14 protein-coding genes are annotated in these 17,356 nt (G+C 71.3%); 12 read left to right on the top strand and 2 right to left on the bottom strand.

The window, feature by feature from the left end; translation table 11 throughout:
* Positions 1 to 7 precede the first annotated feature (7 nt).
* The 3 genes from KZX17_RS06280 to KZX17_RS06270 are packed head-to-tail and all read left to right on the top strand — an operon-like array spanning position 8 to position 3,760.
* Complete coding sequence (locus KZX17_RS06280; protein ID WP_248170068.1) at positions 8 to 763, top strand: SDR family NAD(P)-dependent oxidoreductase; 756 nt, start codon at positions 8 to 10, stop codon at positions 761 to 763.
* Position 764: 1 nt separating this feature from the next.
* Positions 765 to 2,498: a hypothetical protein gene (locus tag KZX17_RS06275; RefSeq protein ID WP_248170069.1), complete on the top strand. Its 1,734-nt coding sequence runs from the start codon at positions 765 to 767 to the stop codon at positions 2,496 to 2,498.
* Positions 2,495 to 3,760 (top strand): trehalase family glycosidase, encoded by a 1,266-nt coding sequence (locus KZX17_RS06270; RefSeq protein WP_248170070.1) that lies wholly within the window; start codon positions 2,495 to 2,497, stop codon positions 3,758 to 3,760. Before KZX17_RS06275 ends, KZX17_RS06270 begins: the two co-directional genes overlap by 4 nt.
* 20 nt (positions 3,761 to 3,780) lie before the next feature.
* On the opposite strand, the gene KZX17_RS06265 is transcribed toward KZX17_RS06270, so the two are convergent.
* The gene (locus tag KZX17_RS06265; RefSeq protein ID WP_248170071.1) at positions 3,781 to 4,797 is read right to left on the bottom strand and encodes a LacI family DNA-binding transcriptional regulator; all 1,017 of its coding nucleotides are present in this window, start codon (positions 4,795 to 4,797) and stop codon (positions 3,781 to 3,783) included.
* A gap of 231 nt (positions 4,798 to 5,028) precedes the next feature.
* On the opposite strand from KZX17_RS06265, the gene KZX17_RS06260 reads away from it, so the two are divergent.
* From KZX17_RS06260 to KZX17_RS06250, 3 genes are all read left to right on the top strand, one after another.
* Positions 5,029 to 6,351 (top strand): extracellular solute-binding protein, encoded by a 1,323-nt coding sequence (locus tag KZX17_RS06260; RefSeq protein WP_248170072.1) that lies wholly within the window; start codon positions 5,029 to 5,031, stop codon positions 6,349 to 6,351.
* Positions 6,352 to 6,433: 82 nt separating this feature from the next.
* Positions 6,434 to 7,315, top strand: a complete 882-nt coding sequence (locus tag KZX17_RS06255; protein ID WP_248170073.1) for a carbohydrate ABC transporter permease — start codon at positions 6,434 to 6,436, stop codon at positions 7,313 to 7,315.
* 10 nt (positions 7,316 to 7,325) lie between these two features.
* Positions 7,326 to 8,234 carry a carbohydrate ABC transporter permease gene (locus KZX17_RS06250; protein ID WP_248170074.1) on the top strand — a complete coding sequence of 303 codons (909 nt, stop codon included), beginning with the start codon at positions 7,326 to 7,328 and terminating at the stop codon, positions 8,232 to 8,234.
* An 8-nt stretch (positions 8,235 to 8,242) separates the two neighbouring features.
* On the opposite strand, the gene KZX17_RS06245 is transcribed toward KZX17_RS06250, so the two are convergent.
* Entirely contained in the window at positions 8,243 to 9,085 is an 843-nt protein-coding gene (locus KZX17_RS06245) for an NAD(P)-dependent oxidoreductase (RefSeq protein ID WP_248170075.1), read from the bottom strand.
* A 140-nt stretch (positions 9,086 to 9,225) separates the two neighbouring features.
* Here KZX17_RS06245 and KZX17_RS06240 point away from each other — a divergent pair, with 140 nt between their 5' ends.
* From KZX17_RS06240 to KZX17_RS06215, 6 genes are all read left to right on the top strand, one after another.
* Entirely contained in the window at positions 9,226 to 11,850 is a 2,625-nt protein-coding gene (locus tag KZX17_RS06240; protein WP_248170076.1) for an alpha-L-rhamnosidase, read from the top strand.
* A complete protein-coding gene (locus KZX17_RS06235) occupies positions 11,847 to 12,509 on the top strand; it encodes an aspartate/glutamate racemase family protein (RefSeq protein WP_248170077.1) in 663 nt (220 codons plus the stop codon). The genes KZX17_RS06240 and KZX17_RS06235 overlap by 4 nt, the downstream gene beginning before the upstream one ends.
* Positions 12,506 to 14,473 carry a glycoside hydrolase family 127 protein gene (locus KZX17_RS06230; RefSeq protein ID WP_248170078.1) on the top strand — a complete coding sequence of 656 codons (1,968 nt, stop codon included), beginning with the start codon at positions 12,506 to 12,508 and terminating at the stop codon, positions 14,471 to 14,473. Before KZX17_RS06235 ends, KZX17_RS06230 begins: the two co-directional genes overlap by 4 nt.
* Positions 14,474 to 14,475: 2 nt before the next feature.
* The gene (locus tag KZX17_RS06225) at positions 14,476 to 15,732 is read left to right on the top strand and encodes a RuBisCO large subunit C-terminal-like domain-containing protein (RefSeq protein ID WP_248170079.1); all 1,257 of its coding nucleotides are present in this window, start codon (positions 14,476 to 14,478) and stop codon (positions 15,730 to 15,732) included.
* Positions 15,725 to 16,969, top strand: coding sequence for a four-carbon acid sugar kinase family protein (locus KZX17_RS06220; protein WP_248170080.1), 1,245 nt, complete (start codon positions 15,725 to 15,727; stop codon positions 16,967 to 16,969). Before KZX17_RS06225 ends, KZX17_RS06220 begins: the two co-directional genes overlap by 8 nt.
* Before the next feature lie 235 nt (positions 16,970 to 17,204).
* Positions 17,205 to 17,348, top strand: coding sequence for a hypothetical protein (locus KZX17_RS06215; protein ID WP_248170081.1), 144 nt, complete (start codon positions 17,205 to 17,207; stop codon positions 17,346 to 17,348).
* The last annotated feature ends 8 nt before the right edge of the window (positions 17,349 to 17,356 follow it).

The raw sequence follows: 17,356 nt of genomic DNA, 5'->3' as shown, positions 1-17,356 counted from the left end.
GAGCGACATGGCACGACTGCACGGCAGGACCGCCCTCGTCACCGGCGCCGCCCTCGGCATCGGCGCGGCGGTGGCCGAGCGCTTCGCCCGCGAGGGCGCCCGCGTGATCCTCGCCGACCGCAACGGCGACGGCGCGGCAGCCGCAGCCGCGCGGATCGGCGAGGCCGCGATGGCGGTGACGATGGACATCTCCGACGAGGCGTCGGTCGAAGCGGGGTTCGCGGCGGCGACGGATGCCGGATGGGCACCGAACGTGGTGGTGGCCAACGCCGGCATCCAACTGTTCGGTCAGGATGCGCCGGCGGCCGACCTCGACCTCGACGTCTGGCGCCGCACGATCGACGTCAACCTGACCGGCGCCTTCCTGACTGTGAAGTACGCCGTCCGCACGATGCTCGCCCTCGGCGGCGGATCGATCATCCTCACCGGCAGCCCCACCGCCGTCAACGGCGAGGGCAAGGACTTCACCGCCTACAGCGCCTCGAAGGCGGGGATGCACGGGCTCTCCCGCACGGTCGCGGCGGCGTACGCCGACCGCGGCATCCGGGTCAACACGGTGCAGCCCGCCTACACCGAGACGCCGCTCGTGTCGGCCATCAGTGAGGACCCCGAGTCCCGCGCCGCGATCGTCAGCCGCATCCCGATCGGCCGCGCAGGGACGCCGGACGACGTCGCCGGGATCATGGTCTACCTCGCGAGCGACGACGGATCGTTCGCGACCGGGGCGACGTTCCAGGTCGACGGCGGGATGACCTCGCTCTGACATGGTCTGGCACACCGAGCATCCGTCGTGGCGGAGCGGCCCCTGGTCGCTCGAGCTGCGGGGCGACGAGCTGGCCGACATCGCCGCCCACGGCAAGGTGGTGCTGCGCAGCATCCGCGCCGTCGTCCGCGACGCCGACTGGAACACCGCGAACCTCGTCGTGGACCGCGTGCGGAGCACCGACGTCACGCTGACGCTGCATGTGCGCTCGGAGGGGCTCGGGTCGTCGTTCTCGGGCGTCGTCCGCGTCGAAGCCCGGCCCGCGGGGCTGCGGGTGCTGCTCGACCTCGAAGCGGGTGCCGCGTTCGACACGAACCGCACGGGCCTGGTCGTCCTGCACCCGCCGTCCCTGGCCGGCGTGCCCGCCGAGGTGCGGCATCCCGACGGCACCGGCGAGCGCACCGCCTTCCCGCGCGCGATCAGCCCGCACCAGCCGGTGCGGGACATCGCGGGGCTCACGTGGGAGGTACCGGGCGCGACGGTCGACGTCGCGTTCGACGGCGACGTCTTCGAGATGGAGGACCAGCGCAACTGGACCGACGCCTCGTACAAGACCTACAGCCGCCCGCTGGACCTGCCGTTCCCCTACCGCGTCGAGGCCGGCGAGCGCGTGCGCCAATCGGTGACGATCGAGGTGGCGGGTGAGCCTGCCGCAGCCGGGACGGATGACGGCGACGTGCTCACGCTGCGCGACGGCGGACGCTTTCCGCAGATCCTGCTGGGCGCGGCGACCGCGCCGGACCCGGCCCCCGCAGTGGCGCCCGTCGGCGACGGCATCGTCGTCGAGCTCGACCTCGGCACCCCGACGTGGCCCGCCGCGTTGGCCCGGGCCGCGGCATCCGCGGTGCCCCTGGATGTGCGGGTCATCCTCGGCGACGACGCCGATGCGCTGGATGCCGCGGCCGCCGCGCTGCGAGGGCTCGACGTGCTGCGCGTCGCCGCGTTCCAGCCGGACGGCGACGCGCGCCACGTGTCGGACGCCCCGGCGACGGCCGCGCTCCGCGCGGCGCTGGACCGCGCCGGCATCCGTCTGCCCGTCACCGGCGGCTCGCGGTCCCACTTCACGGAGCTGAATCGCGAACGGCACCGGCTGCCGAGCGATCTCGACGGCATCCTCACGACGGTCACCCCGCTGTTCCACGCCACCGGCACCGAGCAGCTCGTCGAGTCCGTCGCCGTGCAGCGGCTCGTCGCGACCCAGGCGGTGGGGTACGCCGACGGCACACCGGTGCACATCGGGCCGGTCTCGCTGCGACCGCGCTTCAACGACGTCGCGACCGGTCCGCAACCTGCGCCCACCCGCGGCGATTTGTCGCAGGGCTACGGAGCGGAGTTCACCGGCACGACGGACACCCGTCAGTCGGCGCCGGAACTCGCCGCGTGGACGGTTGCGAGCGCGGCGGCGCTCGCCGTCCCCGGAGTCGCCTCACTGTCGTTCTTCGAGGAGTGGGGACCTCGGGGCATCCGGTCCTCGGACGGCACCGACCTGCCCGTGGCATCCGCGCTGCGCGAGCTCGCCGCCGACTCCGGCGGCGACCTGCTCTGGGGTGACAGCCCCGACGGGCTGGTCTGGGCGATCGGACACCGACGGGGCGGTCGCACGACGCTGCTCGTCGCGAACCTCGACCGCGCGGCGCGCTCGGTGACCGTCGCCGTGCACGCCGGCACGCGCACGATCGACGTCGCCGCAGCCGCCTTCCGCCGCGTCGACCTTCACGAGGAGGAGACCACATGATCGAGCGCTGGATGCGGGCGCTGACCGACCACGTGCACGAACACGGGGCGCAGATGACGCGCGAACCCTCCGGCATCCTCCGGCACCCGTACACCGTGCCGAGCTCACCCGACTCGCCGTACTACTCCTCGGCGCTATGGGACTGGGATTCGTGGTTCATCAGCGCGGTCCTCGGGCAGATCGAACTCGACCGGGGCGAGCCCGGGCGGTTCGCCGCGTACGAGCGGGGCACGATCCTCAACTTCCTCGATCACACCGACGACGACGGCGTGATGCCGATCCTGCTCAAACCCGGTGGCCCCGTGCTGCACGCCGACCCGAGTCGCGCGGCCGGATTCACCGAGAACATGCACAAGCCGGTCATCGCCCAGCAGACGGCCCTCCTGGCCCGGCGGACGCCGGACCGATCGTGGGTCGGCGATGCCCTGCCGGTCATCGAACGCTTCGTCTCGCGGTACCTCGAGAGCCACGTGCACGCAGAGACGGGTCTCGCCTTCTGGCAGAGCGACTTCGCGATCGGCGTCGACAACGATCCGTCGGTCTACTACCGACCGGTCGGCAGCACCGCGTCGATCTACCTCAACTCGCTCCTGTACCGCGAGCTCCTCGCCCTCGGGTCGCTGCTCGAGGACGCCGACAGGGTCGACGAGGCCGTGCACTGGCGCCGCCGGGCGCAGGATCTGGCCGACGCGGTGAACCGCCACCTGTGGGACGAGCGGGACGGCACCTTCTACAGCGCCGATCTCAACCTGCGGGCCGTCGACACCGAGGACTGGCTGCATCGCGGCGCGCCGCGCGCCTGGTCGTCCGTCCTCCTCCGCGTCGACAACTGGTCGAGCTTCCTGCCGCTCTGGGCGGGCATTCCGACGCAGGCGCGAGCCGACCGCATGCGCGAGCGACTGCAGGAGCGACGCACCTTCCGGGCCGCCTACGGCGTCCGCACCCTCTCCGCGCTCGAGCAGCAGTACGACCTCCGCGCCTCGAACAACCCGTCGAACTGGCTGGGTCCGGTGTGGGGCATCAGCAACTACCTCGTGTTCCGGGGACTCGTGAAGTACGGCTTCGCCGACGACGCCCGCACGCTCGCGGAGCAGACGGTCACGCTGTTCGGACGGGACCTCGAGACGAGCGGCTGCCTGCACGAGTACTACCACCCCGACACCGGCGAGCCGATCATGACGAGGAACTTTCAGAACTGGAACTTCCTGGTGCTGAACATGATCGCGTGGCTCGAGGGCAGGCCCGTCGTCGCCGAGTTCTGACGCGTCGACGGGCGCCGGACTCAGCCGACGCCGAAGCCGGTCGAGCTCGCGCGGACGACGAGCTCAGGGTCGAACATCCGGTGCGGCTCCGCGATCTCCCGCCGCTCGATCGCATCGAAGAGCAGGTCGACGACGGCGACACCGAACCCCTCGTGCCGTCCGCGGACGCTCGAGAGCGGGATGAGGGATGCCTCGGCGAACTCGTTGTCGTCGTAGCCGACGATCGCGACGTCGCGGGGAACGGACACCCCGCCCAGGACGAGCTGCTGCATGATGCCGATGGCGAGCAGGTCGTTGACGGCGAAGATGCCGTCGGGCCGCATCGCGGCGGGGCGAGCCGCCAGCGCCCGGCCCACCTCGAGACCGCCCTGCACGGTGCGGTCGGGCTGATCGATGACCTCGAGGGTGGCGGACCCGTGCAGCCGCACCTCGCCGCTCGATCCGCTGAGGCGATCGGCGACCTGCGGGATGCCGAGCGGCCCACCCACGAAGGCGATCCGGCGGCATCCGACATCGAGCAGGTGCCGCATCGCCTGACGCCCGCCCGACACGTCGTCGAGCGAGACCGAGGCCTGCTCGTCGCCTCGCGCCCGCTGACCCACCAGCACCGACGGGGTGCCGCGACGGTGCAGCTGTGCGAGGCGGTCCTCGATCGGCAGATGGGACGAGACGAGCATGCCCTTCACGCGGTGCTGCTCGAAGACTTCGAGGTAAGCGTCCTCACGCTCGCGACTGCGATGCGAGTTCGCGAGGAAGACCGTGACCCCCCGCTCGTCGGCTCGCCGCTCGACCCGCTCGGCGATGCCCGCGAAGTACGGGTTGCTCACATCCGGCGCCAGGTAGCCGATGACCTGGCTGGTGCCCAGGCGCAGCTGACGCCCCGCGTTGCTCGGCACGAACCCGAGCGTGTCGATCGCCGCGCGGATGCGATCGGCCTTCGGCGCCGAGACACGGTCGGGGTGGTTCAGGTAGTTCGAGACCGTGCCGACGGCGACGTCCGCGAGGACCGCGACATCGCGGATGCCCACTCTGGCCATGCGGTGGCTCCTTCGTTCCCGGCAGTGTCGACCAGAGTAACTCAGCACCGTATGGTTTGGGACGTTTCAAGATCGCGGGCGCGTGAGTCAGCCTGGTGCGATGCGCTCGCGTCCCGCGTGAGGACACGGTTCGGTGACGGCCGGCAACTCACCCTTGACCTGATGAGCGGCTCGCCCTAGCATCCTCTTTGAAACGTCTCAAAGCCGAGACGCCACTTTCAAGGAGGAAATGTGTTCACAGCACAAGGGCGGCGTCTCCGCGGGCCCATCGCCGGAACCGCAGCACTGATCGGCGCGAGCGTCCTGGTCCTGGCCGGGTGCTCGGGCGGCGGAGGCGGGGGCGGCGGCAACGTCGAGGCACCCTCGTCCCTCGAGTTCCTGAAGAACGCCGAGAACACGACGACCGAGCCGGTCCTCGATGCCCTGGTGGCCGGGTCCTGCGAGGCAGAGAACGACGCCATGCCGCTCGAGGTCAGCTCGATCCCGCAGGCCGAGCTCGATGCGCAGATCCAGCTGCTGGCGACGCAGGACGGCCTGCCCCCGATGTTCTCCGCCGGCGGCAACCCCGCCGAGGGTGCGAAGCTCGCCGAGGGCGGCTACCTCGTCGACTTTGACGAGGCGCTCGAAGAGCTCGGCGTCCGCGACAAGGTCGCCGAGGGCGCCGTCTCGACGATCAAGAAGCTGTACGGCGGCGAGTTCACGTTCCTGCCCTTCCAGTACAACATCGAGGGCATCTTCTACAACAAGGCCGTCTTCGAGGAGAACGGCTGGGACGTCCCCGAGACGTGGGACGACCTGCTCACGGTCGCCGGCGAAGCCAAGAGCGCGGGCCTCACCGCCTTCGCGGCGTCGGGCGAGCAGGGCTGGCCCCTCACGCGCCTCGTCAGCGGCTACCTGTTCCGCTCCCTCGGCGCGGACGCGCTGCAGAAGGTCGCCGACGGCGACGCCAAGCTGACCGACCCCGAGTACGTCGAGGCCGCACAGGCGATCGCCGACCTCGGCGCTGAGGGCTACTTCGGGTCGAACGTCGCATCGCTGGACTACGACGCCGCCTCGAACGAGTTCCTCACCGGCAAGGCCGCGATGATCTACATGGGCAGCTGGCTGCTCGGCAACATCAACGGCGACGGCAACCAGATCGGCGCCGACAACGTCGGGTTCTTCAAGTTCCCGGCCGTCGACGGCGGTGCCGGATCGATCGACGAGTACCCGTCGAACGTCGGCCTCCCGGCCACCTTCAACGCGGCGACCTACTCCGCCGACAACGGCGTGGGCGACTGGCTCGGCTGCATCGTCGAGAACTACGGCACCGAGGCGCTCAAGCAGGGCCAGATCACCGGCTTCATCTCCGACGAAGAGGCCGACCTGCCCGAGATCTCGCAGACGGTCGCAGACGAGATCGCCACGGCCACCGACAGCGTTCTCTGGTTCGAGGCGCTCTTCAACGCGAAGGCATCGAGCATCTCCTCCACCAACGCGGCGCTGCTGGCCACGGGCCAGCTCTCGGCCGAGGAATTCATGAAGCTCGTCCAGGACGCCCTCGACGCCGGCTGATCGGCACCGCGACCCGGGCGCCCGCTGCGGCGGGCCCCGGGTCGTCCCATCCTCGGCACCCGCACCCGAAAGGCCGCCACCCATGAAGTCCGTCCTGGGGGACCGCAAGGCGATCGTCCTCCTCCTCACCCCCGCACTGCTCGTCTACACGCTCATCATGGTCGTGCCGGTGGCGTGGTCCTTCGGCCTCACGTTCTTCACGGGCAGCATCCTCGGCGGCTTCGAGTTCAACGGCGTCGAGAACTTCACCCGCCTGACCACGGACCCCTACATCTGGGATGCGTTCTGGTTCACCGTCCGCTACGCGCTCGTCGTGACCCTGCTGCAGGTGGTCATCGGCTACGGCCTCGCCCTGCTCTACCAGTACGTGCTGCGACGGTCGTCGGTGATCGTCCGCACCCTCGTCTTCTTCCCCGTCGTGCTGCCCACGGTGGCCATCGGCATCCTGTACCAGAAGATCTTCCAGTCGGCCCCGAACGATGGGCTCGCCAACGAGCTGCTCGTGAACGTGGGGCTCTCATCGGTCGACTGGCTCGGCGCCGGCGACTCGGCCTTCTACGTCGTCGTCATCATGGACGTCTGGCGCTCCGTCGGCTTCTACGGCGTCCTCGTCTTCTCGGGCCTGCTCGACATCCCCGACGACATCATCGAGTCCGCCCGCCTCGACGGGGCGCAGCGGTTCGGGCTGTTCCGCCACATCATCCTGCCGATGTCGCTGCCCATCCTGTTCGCGTCGTTCATCTTCAGCATCAACGGGACGATCAAGGTCTTCGACTCGGTCTTCGCCCTCACCGGCGGCGGGCCCGGCAACCAGACCACCCCGCTGACGCTGTACATGTACCGGACCGCGTTCCAGTACAGCGACTTCGGGTACGGCTCGACGATCGCCCTGCTGCTGACGATCATGTGCCTGCTCGTCACCCTCGCCATCTTCCGTTCGTCGCGCCGCGACAACACCGTCTGAGGAGCGACCGATGACCTCCACTCTCGAGACGACCGCCGTCCACACCCCGCACGCCTTCATCCCCCAGCGGCAGTCGCGCGGCGCCGCCGCCGCGCGACTCCTCGGCAAGATCCCCACCTGGCTGACGATCGCGTTCCTGATCCTCGTGACCGCCTATCCGCTGTTCTGGATGTTCATCAACTCGCTGAAGTCCAACAGCGACTTCCTGAACAACCCGTCCTACACGTTCCCCGAGGAGTGGCGGTGGGACAACTACGCCAACGCCTGGGAGACCGGCAACCTCTCGACCACCGTGATGAACTCCGTCATCGTGACCGTGCCGTCGCTGGTGTTCATCGTCCTGTTCGGCACCGCAGCCGGGTTCGCGCTGGAGGTGCTCGTCTTCCGGGGCCGCGGGGGCATCCTGCTGCTGTTCCTCGCGGGCATCATGATCCCCGGGCAGATGATCATCCTGCCGCTGTTCAACACGTTCTTCGAGCTCGGCATCAACGGCTCGCACCTGCCGATGATCCTCATCTACATCGCCGGCGGCCTGCCCCTCACCGTCTTCATGATGGCGACCTACTTCCGGGCGATCCCGCGCGAGATCTTCGAGGCCGCCACGATCGACGGCGCCTCGATGATCCGGGCATTCTTCTCGATCGGGTTCCCGATGATGCGCAACGCCATCCTGACGGTCGCGATCGTGCAGTTCTTCCTCATCTGGAACGACCTGCTGATCGCCCTGGTCTTCGGCGGCAAGCGCAGCCTCAACACCATCCAGGTCGGCCTCCTGAACTTCTCCGGGGAGTACGGCGCGATCAACTACGGGCCGCTGTTCGCCGCGATCTGCATCACGGTCTTCGGCATCCTGTTCCTCTACCTGTTCCTCAACCAGCGCATCATGAAGGGCCTCGCGGCCGGCGCGGTGAAGGGATGACGACCGCGTCAGCGCCAGTCGTGGCGAGCGGTGAATCCCAGACGCTCCCGGATGCGGCGGGTGGACAGCAGGGATTCGAACTCGCCGAGGTCATCGGCGACCGGCGTGCCGGGGAACCAGCGCTCCGCGAGCTCGCGCGACGGGGTCGCGGTGCCCGAGGTGGGAGCGGCGACGTTGTAGACCTCGAAGCCGGGCTGCGCTGCGGACAGTGCCAGCGCCACCGCCTCGGCGCCGTCGCGGGCGTCGATCCACGAGCCCACCAGGTCACGCCGGTAGTCGGGTTCGGCGGCGCGCTCGAAGGTGTCGTACGCATCCGGCGCCACGACGTTCGTGAACCGCAGGGCGGTGATGGAGAGGTCGTCGTCCCAGCCCACGAGCTGAGCCGCCATGGCCTCCTCGACGACCTTGCCGAGCCCGTAGGTCGTGAACGCGCCCGTGTAGGTCTCGTCGACCGGGAGCCGCGGCGGCGCGACGTCGAACGGGAAGCCCGCCGCGGTGATGCTCGACGCCAGCACGACGGCGCGGATGCCGGCGCGACGTGCCGCGAACAGAACGTGCGAGCTCACGAGGACGTTGTTCTCGAAGGTGGCGACGTCGGGGACGAGTCCGTTCACCGGGATCGCCGCGAGGTGCACCAGGGCGTCGATGCCCGAGTGCCGGGCGGTGACCCCGAGCATCGCATCGAGGGTCTGGCCGTAGTCGGTGAGGTCGACGCGGGTGAACCCGGGGCCGGGTTGCCCGGCGAGGTCGAAGCCGATCACCGCGTGACCGTCCGCGAGCAGGCGCTCCACGACGGCGCGTCCGAGCGTTCCGCTGCTGCCGGTCACGGCGATGGTCTTGGCGCTGCGCATTCCTGGGCCTCCGGGGGTCGCGGGGCCGAGGGCCGACGGCGCGGCATCCATGCGGCACCGCACGGGTTATTGAAACGTCACAACTCTAGGGCCGCGCGAACGCGAGCCACAACACCTCTTTACTCTGAAACGTTTCGAGCATGCAGGAGCACACCATGACGCCGATCGTGTCGGCCACCCGATTCGAGCACCACCGGGAGCCGCTGGGCATCGGCGAGAGCGAGCCGCGTCTGTCGTGGACGATCACGTCGGCACCGGCAGGCTGGACGCAGACCGCATCCCGTATCGAGATCGAGCGCGGCGGCGCAGTCGACGTCCACGAGCGCGAGGATGCCGCGCAGATCCTCGTCGCCTGGCCCGCCGCACCGCTGCGCTCGCGGGACATCGCTCGCGTGCGGGTGAGCGTCCGCGGCGAGGACGGAGCGTGGAGCGCTCCCGGGGCGTGGGCGACCGTCGAGACCGGTCTGCTCGATGCCGCCGACTGGGTCGCGGGCCCCGTGGGAGCGCTCTGGAACGAGAACCCCATGACCGACACCCGCCGCCCTTCTCTTGTGCGACGCGCGTTCCGCGTCCGGGACGGCCTCGTGCGCGCGCGGCTGTATGCGACGGCGCACGGCGTCTACGAGGCCGAGGTCAACGGCCGGCGGGTGGGCGACGACGTGCTCTCGCCGGGATGGACCGTCTACCGCGAGCGCCTGCGGTACTACACCTACGACATCACCTCCGCGCTCACCGCGGGAGAGAACGTCGTGGGCGCCTGGCTCGGCGACGGCTGGTACCGCGGGCGGCTCGGGTGGCGCGGCGGCTTCCGCAACCTCTTCGGCGACGACCTGTCGTTCCTCGCCCAGCTCGAGCTCGTCTACGCCGACGGCACCACCGACGTCGTCGCGACGGACACGACCTGGCGTGCGGCGCCCAGCCCCATCGTGACCTCGGGCCTGTACGACGGCGAGACGTACGACGCCCGCGACGAACGGGCCGGGTGGTCGCTGCCGGGGTTCGACGACACCGGGTGGGAGCGCGTGCAGCTGCGGCGCCGCGACCCGGCGACCCTCGTCGCGCCCACGGCGCCGCCGGTCCGGGTCGTCGAGGACGTCGCCCCCGTCGCGGTGCTGACGACGCCGAGCGGACGGCGCATCCTCGACTTCGGCCAGAACCTCGTCGGCGTCGTGCGCCTGCGCGGCAGGGGTGCAAGCGGCGACACCGTGACACTGCGGACGGCCGAGGTGCTGCAGGAGGGCGAGCTGTACACCCGACCCCTCCGCGACGCCGTCTCCACCGATCGTTACGTCTTCGCGGGACGACCGGAGGGCGAGCAGTGGCAGCCCCGGTTCACGTTCCACGGCTTCCGGTACGTCGAGGTCGACGGCTGGCCGGGCGACCTCGACGCCGACGCGGCGGCAGGCGCCTTCACCGCCCGTGTCCTCCACACCGATCTCGAGCGGACCGGCTGGTTCTCCTCGTCCGACCCGATGCTCGATCGCCTGCACCGCAACATCGTCTGGGGCATGCGCGGCAACTTCGTCGACGTGCCGACCGACTGCCCCCAGCGCGACGAGCGCCTCGGGTGGACCGGTGACATCCAGGTGTTCGCGCCCACGGCATCCTTCCTCTACGACTGCTCGGGCATGCTCACCGGGTGGCTGCGCGATCTGTCCGCCGAGCAGCTGCCCGACGGCACGGTGCCGTGGTTCGTCCCGGTCATCCCCGCCGACACCATGTGGACCCCGCAGCGCCCGGGGGCCGCGTGGGGGGATGCCGCGACCGTCGTCCCGTGGACGCTCTACGAGCGCTTCGGCGACACCGGTGTCCTCCGCGACCAGTACGCCGGGGCGCGGGCCTGGGTCGACCTCATCGCCGACATCGCCGGCCCCTCTCGGCTGTGGGACAGCGGGTATCAGCTGGGCGACTGGCTGGACCCGGCCGCTCCCCCGCACGACCCGGCCGCGGGACGCACCGACCGCTACCTCGTCGCGACCGCGTACTTCGCGAGGTCGGCGCGCGTGGTCTCGCAGATAGCCGAGGTGCTCGGCGACGACGCGGATGCCGCGCGGTACCGGAGCCTCGCCGACGAGGTCGCCGAGGCCTTCCGCCGCACGTACATCCGCGGCGACGGCCGCATGAGCTCCGACGCCCAGACCGCATACGCCCTGGCGCTCGAGTTCGACCTGCTGACCGAGGCGCATCGTGCGCCCGCGGCGGAACGTCTGGCGGAGCTCGTCCGCCGCGACGGCAACCGGATCGCGACCGGATTCGTCGGGACGCCCCTGGTCACCGATGCGCTGAGCGGCAACGACCAGCTCGACACCGCGTACGACCTGCTCCTCGAACGGCGCAGCCCGTCGTGGCTGTACCAGGTCGAAATGGGCGCCACGACGGTCTGGGAGCGGTGGGATTCGATGCTGCCCGACGGGACGGTCAACCCGGGCTCGATGACGTCCTTCAACCACTACGCCCTCGGCGCCGTGGCCGATTGGATGCACCGGGTCATCGCCGGTCTCGCTCCGGCGGATGCCGGGTACTCGCGCATCCGCTTCGCGCCGCGCCCCGGCGGCGGACTCACCTCGGCGTCCGCCCGGCACCGCACGCCGTACGGCGATGCCTCGATCGCCTGGACGCTCGAGGGCGACCGCCTGCGCGTCGAGATCGAGGTGCCCGTGGGGGCGACGGGCGTGCTCGAGCTCCCCGGCGCCGAATCCGAGGAGGTCGGCCACGGTCGTCACGAGCGGGTCCTGGCGGCGGTCCGGACGGCGGTCGTCGCATGACGCGGGTGGCGCTGGTGCACACGGGAGCCGTCGTCATCGGACCGGTGTCCGAACGGGTCCGGGACGCGATCCCGGATGCGACGGTCGTGAACTACCTCGACGACCGGATCGTCGCCGACCTGGGCGATCCGACGCGGGCGGCATCCGTCCCCGACCGGGTCGCGGACCTGGTGCGGGCGGCCAGGCGGGGCGGGGCCGACGCCGTCATGCTCACGTGCTCGTCCATCTCCGAGCTGGCGGCACCGACCTCTCGCGACGTGGGCGTGCCGGTGCTCCGCATCGACGAGGCGATGGCGGACGACGCCGTCGCGCACCGCCGCATCGCGGTCATCGCCACGCTCAGGGCGACGCTGCGACCCACCGTCGCCCTCATCCGCGAGCGCGCCGAGCGGGCCGGCGCCGAGGTCGAGATCCGCGAGCACCTGGTGGACGGTGCCTTCGCCGCCGTGGCCGCGGGTGATCGCGCCGCGCACGACGCGCTCGTCGTGGCGCAGATCGAGCAGGCGGCGGGCGCGAGCGACGTCGTCGTGCTGGCGCAGGCGTCGATGGCGTCCGCCGCCGCGTCCGCCGCGGTCGCCGTCCCGGTGTTCTCGAGCATCGACCCGGGCGTGCGCCGACTCGCCGACCTGCTCGCCGACCTCCGAGGAGACGACCGATGACGACCGCACTCACCCCGGTGGGCGCCGGGGGCGCGAGCTGGCCCAGCGGATTCTGGGGGTCGGTGGGCGAACGGACGCGCACCGTGACCGTGCCCGACATGTGGCAGGCGCTGCGCGACCCAGACGCGAGTCCGGCGCTCCGGAACTTCCGCATCGCCGCCGGACTCGAGGACGGCGACCACGCCGGCCCGCCGTTCATGGACGGTGACTTCTACAAGTGGCTCGAAGCGGCCATCGCCCAGCTGGAGACCCACCCTGAGCCGTGGCTCGCCGAGACGGTCGACGAGCTCGCGCGGCTCATCGCGTCCGTCCAGCGCGAGGACGGCTACCTGCACACCGCGACCCTGATCGCGCAGCGTCACCACGAGGGCGCGGCGCCCCTGGCCGACCGCTTCCACTTCGAGACGTACAACCTCGGGCACCTGATCACCATGGGCGTGCGCCACCACGAGGTGACCGGCTCGAGCGTGCTGCTCGACGTCGCGCGCAGGGCGGCCGGCTTCCTCGAGTCCCTCGCGACCGAGAAGCCGGTCGAACTCGCCCGCAGCGCGATCTGCCCCTCCCACTACATGGCGGTGCTCGAGCTCTACCGCGCCACCGGCGAGGCACGGTACCTCGACCTCGCGCGTGGATTCCTCCGCGTCCGCGACGAGTTCGACGAGGGCGGCGACGACAACCAGGACCGCCTCGCCGTCTTCGACCAGACGGTCGTCGCGGGGCATGCGGTGCGGGCGAACTACCTGTATGCCGGCCTGGCGGATCTCGTCGCGGAGACCGGCGATACCGCGCTCCGCGGCGTCCTCGAGCACCTGTGGGACGACGTCGTGCACACGAAGCTGTACCTGACCGGGGGATGCGGCGCGCTGTACGACGGGGCGTCCCCGGACGGACATCCGTGGCAGGAGGAGATCAGCCGCATCCATCAGGCCTACGGACGCGCCTATCAGCTGCCGCACACGACCGCGCACGCGGAGTCCTGCGCGAACATCGGGATGATCCTGTGGAGCGAGCGGATGCTGGCGGTCACCGGCGACGCGAAGTACGCCGACGTCATCGAGCAGGTCGCCTTCAACGCGCTGCTCGCGGGGATCTCACTCGACGGGCGCGAGTACTTCTACACGAACGCCCTCCGCCAGGTGCGGGATCTGCCGTTCGAGCTCCGCCGCCCGGGCGACACCGGCCTCCACCCGGTGCCGGCTCCGCCGCCCTCCGACGAACGGCTGCGCGAGCGGTACCTCAGCTGCTTCTGCTGTCCGCCGAACACGGCCCGCACCCTCTCGCGATTCCACGAGCGCGCGGCGTCGGTCGGTGCCGAGGGCGTCTTCGTCCACCAGTACGGGGGTAGCGAGGTGCGGGTCGCGGGCGAGGACGGCCACACACTCGCCCTGCGGGAGTCGAGCGACTACCCCTGGGACGGCCGCATCGTCTTCGCGGTGACCGAGGCACAGGGCGGCGGGCTGCCGCTGCACCTGCGCATCCCCGGCTGGTCCCGCGGTGCGACCGTCCGCGTGAACGGCGAGGCCGTGCCGGTCACCGGAGCCGGCACGTACACGCGGCTCGACCGTGCGTGGTCCGCGGGCGACGAGGTCGTCCTGGAGTTGCCGATGCCGGTGAGGATGCTGCGCGGGCACCGTCTCGTCGAGGAGGCGACCGGCCAGGTCGCGATCCAGCGCGGCCCGGTCGTCTACTGCGTCGAGAGCGCGGACCTCCCGCCCGGCGTTCGACTCGAGCAGGCGGCGCTGCGGCGCGGCTCGGAGTTCCGCGCCGAGGAGGCCGAGATCGCGGGCACCCGGATGACCGTCCTCGAGACCGAGCTCGCCGTGCTGCCCGAGTCCGGCGACGCCCTGTGGGACGACCTGTCGACCGCGCCGGTGGGCGCGGCATCCGTCCGACTCGTGCCCTACTTCGCGTGGGCAAACCGCGGTCCGGGCGAGATGTCGGTGTGGCTCCCGGTGGTGTGGTGACCGTGGCGGATGACCGGGTCGTCGCGACGTACGCGATCGAGACGTCGCTGCCGCTCGAGCACGCCGCTGAGGTCCTCGCCGGCGAGCAGTCGACCGGCACGTTCGTGCGCGTCGCGCGCGAGACGGACGACGTCCGCGCCAGGTTCGCCGCGCAGGTCGTCGACGTGACCGAGGTGCCGCTCACCGGCTCGGCGCCGCTACCGGGCGCCGTCGGCGATCCGGCCGTGCGCCGTCGAGCCGTCCTGCGGCTGAGCTTCCCGCTCGACAACTTCGGCCCGTCGATCCCGAACCTGCAGGCCGCGGTCGCGGGCAACCTGTTCGAGATCAAGGAGCTCGCCGCGGTGAAGCTCCTCGACCTCGACCTGCCGCAGGCCTTCGGCGATCGTTACGCCGGCCCGAGGTACGGACTCGACGGCACCCGCGAGCTCATGGGACGACCGTCTGGCGCGCTCATCGGCACGATCGTGAAACCGAGCATCGGGTTGTCACCCGCAGAGCTGGCCGAGGTCGTCGAGGAGCTCGTCGCGGCGGGCGTCGATTTCATCAAAGACGACGAGCTGCAGGGGAACGCGCCTCACTCCCCGCTGGCCGAGCGAGTCGCGGCGGTCATGCCCGTGCTCCACCGTCACGCCGATCGCACCGGCCGCATGCCGATGTACGCCTTCAACATCACCGACGACATCCACGTGCTCGAGGAGAACCACGATCTCGTCGTCGGCGCGGGCGGGACCTGCGTCATGGCGTGCATCAACATGGTGGGCCTCGCGGGCCTCGCCCACCTCAACAGGTTCGCGCAGGTGCCGATCCACGGCCACCGCGCCATGTTCGGCGCCGTCAGCCGGTCCGACCAGGTGGGTGTGGCGTTCCGCGCCTGGCAGAAGCTCGCGCGGCTCTGCGGGGCCGACCACCTGCACACGAACGGCATCTCGAACAAGTTCTACGAGTCCGACGAGCAGGTGCTCACCGCCGTCGCCGACGTCCGCGCACCCCTGCTCGGCCTCGAGACGACCGTTCCCGTCCTGTCCTCCGGGCAGTGGGCGGGCCTCGCCCACGCGACGCGGGCGGCGACCGGTACGAGCGACCTGCTCGTGCTCGCCGGAGGCGGCATCCACGGGCACCCCGACGGTCCCGCCGGCGGTGTCGCGTCGATGCGCGATGCGTGGGCGTCGGCCGAGCGCGGCGAGGACGTGCGCGCGGCACTCGCCGCGAGCCCTCCGTTCCGGCGGGCGGCCTCGCAGTTCGGCGAGCCGCGTGGCTGAGCTCGCCTTCTACGGCGACGACGTGACGGGCAGCGTCGACGTCCTCCTGCAGGCGGCGAGGCTCGGGAGGACGGGCCGGCTATTCGTGGGGCGACCGTCGGCATCCGATCTCCGTGGCGCGGCGCAGGCCGTCGACGTCGTCGGGGTCGCGGGCATCGGGCGGTCGCTGCCCACACTCGAGCTCGACGCGGAGGTCCGGCCCGCCCTGACGGCCCTCCGCGACGCGGGCGCTCCCGTCGTGCAGTACAAGGCCTGCTCCACGGCGGACTCCTCGCCCGCGATCGGGAGCCTCGGACGGGTCCTCGAGATCGGGCGCGAGGTCTTCGGCGAGGCGCCGGTGCCGCTGCTGTTCGCGCAGCCGGACTTCGGCCGCTTCACTGCGTTCGGCACGCACTTCGCCGCCGAGAACGGCACCGTGCACCGCCTCGACCGGCAGCCCACGATGTCGGCACATCCCTCCACGCCGATCGACGAGGCGGACCTCGCCCGGTTCCTCGCCCGCCAGACCGCGCTGCCGATCGGGTCGGTGCCCTTCACCGACTACACCTCGACGGGCGTCCTGCGGGACCGGATCCGGGATGCCTCCGAGGCGGCGCTCGTGCTCGACGCCCTCGACGACGACCACCTCGCCGTTGTTGGCGCGGCCGTCGTGGCCGGGTCGCCCGCACCCGGCTTCGTCCTCGGCTCCGGCGGCCTGACGCGCGCCCTCCTGCTCGCCCGGCCGGGCTCGGGGCAGGAGGACGTCGGCCGACCGGCGGCATCGGGTCCCGTGCTCGTCGTCTCGGGCAGCCGGTCGCCCGCCACACGGCGCCAGTTCGATGCGGCCGTCGCGGCGGGCTGGTCGGCGTTCCGCCTGGCCCCGGGGGTCCGCGACGACGTGCGGGCGTCGCTGCGGGCCGGTCGCAGCGTCGCGCTCACGGCGGACGACGACGCGTTGACGTTCGGCGGACGCGAGCCGGTCGAGGCGATCGCCCGGGCCGCGGCATCCGCGGTGCGCGACGCGCTCGACGACGGGCTCACCCGTCGCGTCGTCGTGTCCGGCGGCGACACGTCCAGCAGGGTCGTTCGGATGCTGGGTGTCACGTCGCTGTCGCTCGCCGCCCGTCTGGGAGGCAACGTCGTGCTGCTGCGCGCGCACAGCGACGACGCCGCGGTGGACGGGGTCGAGCTGCTGCTCAAGGGCGGCCAGGTCGGCGCGGACGACCTGTTCGAGACCGTCCGTCGCGCAGGGTCGTGAGGAACGCACCCGAGCGCTGAGCCGCGCATCGTCCCCGGTCAGGGCTCGAGGGACTCGAATGGTCGCCTCGCGCGGGCTCGCGCGACCGGTCGCGTCCCTCGGACACATCGGTCGACTACTCCGGGGACGCGTCATGCCGCGGACCACAGCTCCGCACGACGCATCGCGTCCCTCGAGCGCGCCCCGACCTGTCAAGGGGGCGGATGCCGGGCCCCACCGCGCGTAGCGTGCCGCCATGACCGATCGACAGCAGGACTCCGCGCCCGAGCAGGACGACCCCACCGGCGGCGACGAGCGGACCGAGAGCCAGCTCGACGCCGACAATGCCGTCGAGGAGGACACGCTCAAGACCCTCGACCCCGACGACTCCCCCGCCTGACGCGGCCC

The organism is Microbacterium sp. EYE_78 (assembly GCF_023149035.1).
Classification (GTDB): Bacteria; Actinomycetota; Actinomycetes; order Actinomycetales; family Microbacteriaceae; genus Microbacterium.
This window is presented reverse-complemented; position numbering and strand designations above follow the sequence as displayed.

Bases quoted from the DNA above. Each gene is read 5' to 3' on its own strand.
- KZX17_RS06250 (WP_248170074.1), top strand. From the start codon at position 7,326: ATGACCTCCACTCTCGAGACGACCGCCGTCCACACCCCGCACGCCTTC.
- KZX17_RS06240 (WP_248170076.1), top strand. From the start codon at position 9,226: ATGCAGGAGCACACCATGACGCCGATCGTGTCGGCCACCCGATTCGAG.
- KZX17_RS06280 (WP_248170068.1), top strand. From the start codon at position 8: ATGGCACGACTGCACGGCAGGACCGCCCTCGTCACCGGCGCCGCCCTC.
- KZX17_RS06230 (WP_248170078.1), top strand. From the start codon at position 12,506: ATGACGACCGCACTCACCCCGGTGGGCGCCGGGGGCGCGAGCTGGCCC.
- KZX17_RS06215 (WP_248170081.1), top strand. From the start codon at position 17,205: ATGACCGATCGACAGCAGGACTCCGCGCCCGAGCAGGACGACCCCACC.
- KZX17_RS06275 (WP_248170069.1), top strand. From the start codon at position 765: ATGGTCTGGCACACCGAGCATCCGTCGTGGCGGAGCGGCCCCTGGTCG.
- KZX17_RS06265 (WP_248170071.1), bottom strand. From the start codon at position 4,797: ATGGCCAGAGTGGGCATCCGCGATGTCGCGGTCCTCGCGGACGTCGCC.
- KZX17_RS06270 (WP_248170070.1), top strand. From the start codon at position 2,495: ATGATCGAGCGCTGGATGCGGGCGCTGACCGACCACGTGCACGAACAC.
- KZX17_RS06255 (WP_248170073.1), top strand. From the start codon at position 6,434: ATGAAGTCCGTCCTGGGGGACCGCAAGGCGATCGTCCTCCTCCTCACC.
- KZX17_RS06245 (WP_248170075.1), bottom strand. From the start codon at position 9,085: ATGCGCAGCGCCAAGACCATCGCCGTGACCGGCAGCAGCGGAACGCTC.
- KZX17_RS06235 (WP_248170077.1), top strand. From the start codon at position 11,847: ATGACGCGGGTGGCGCTGGTGCACACGGGAGCCGTCGTCATCGGACCG.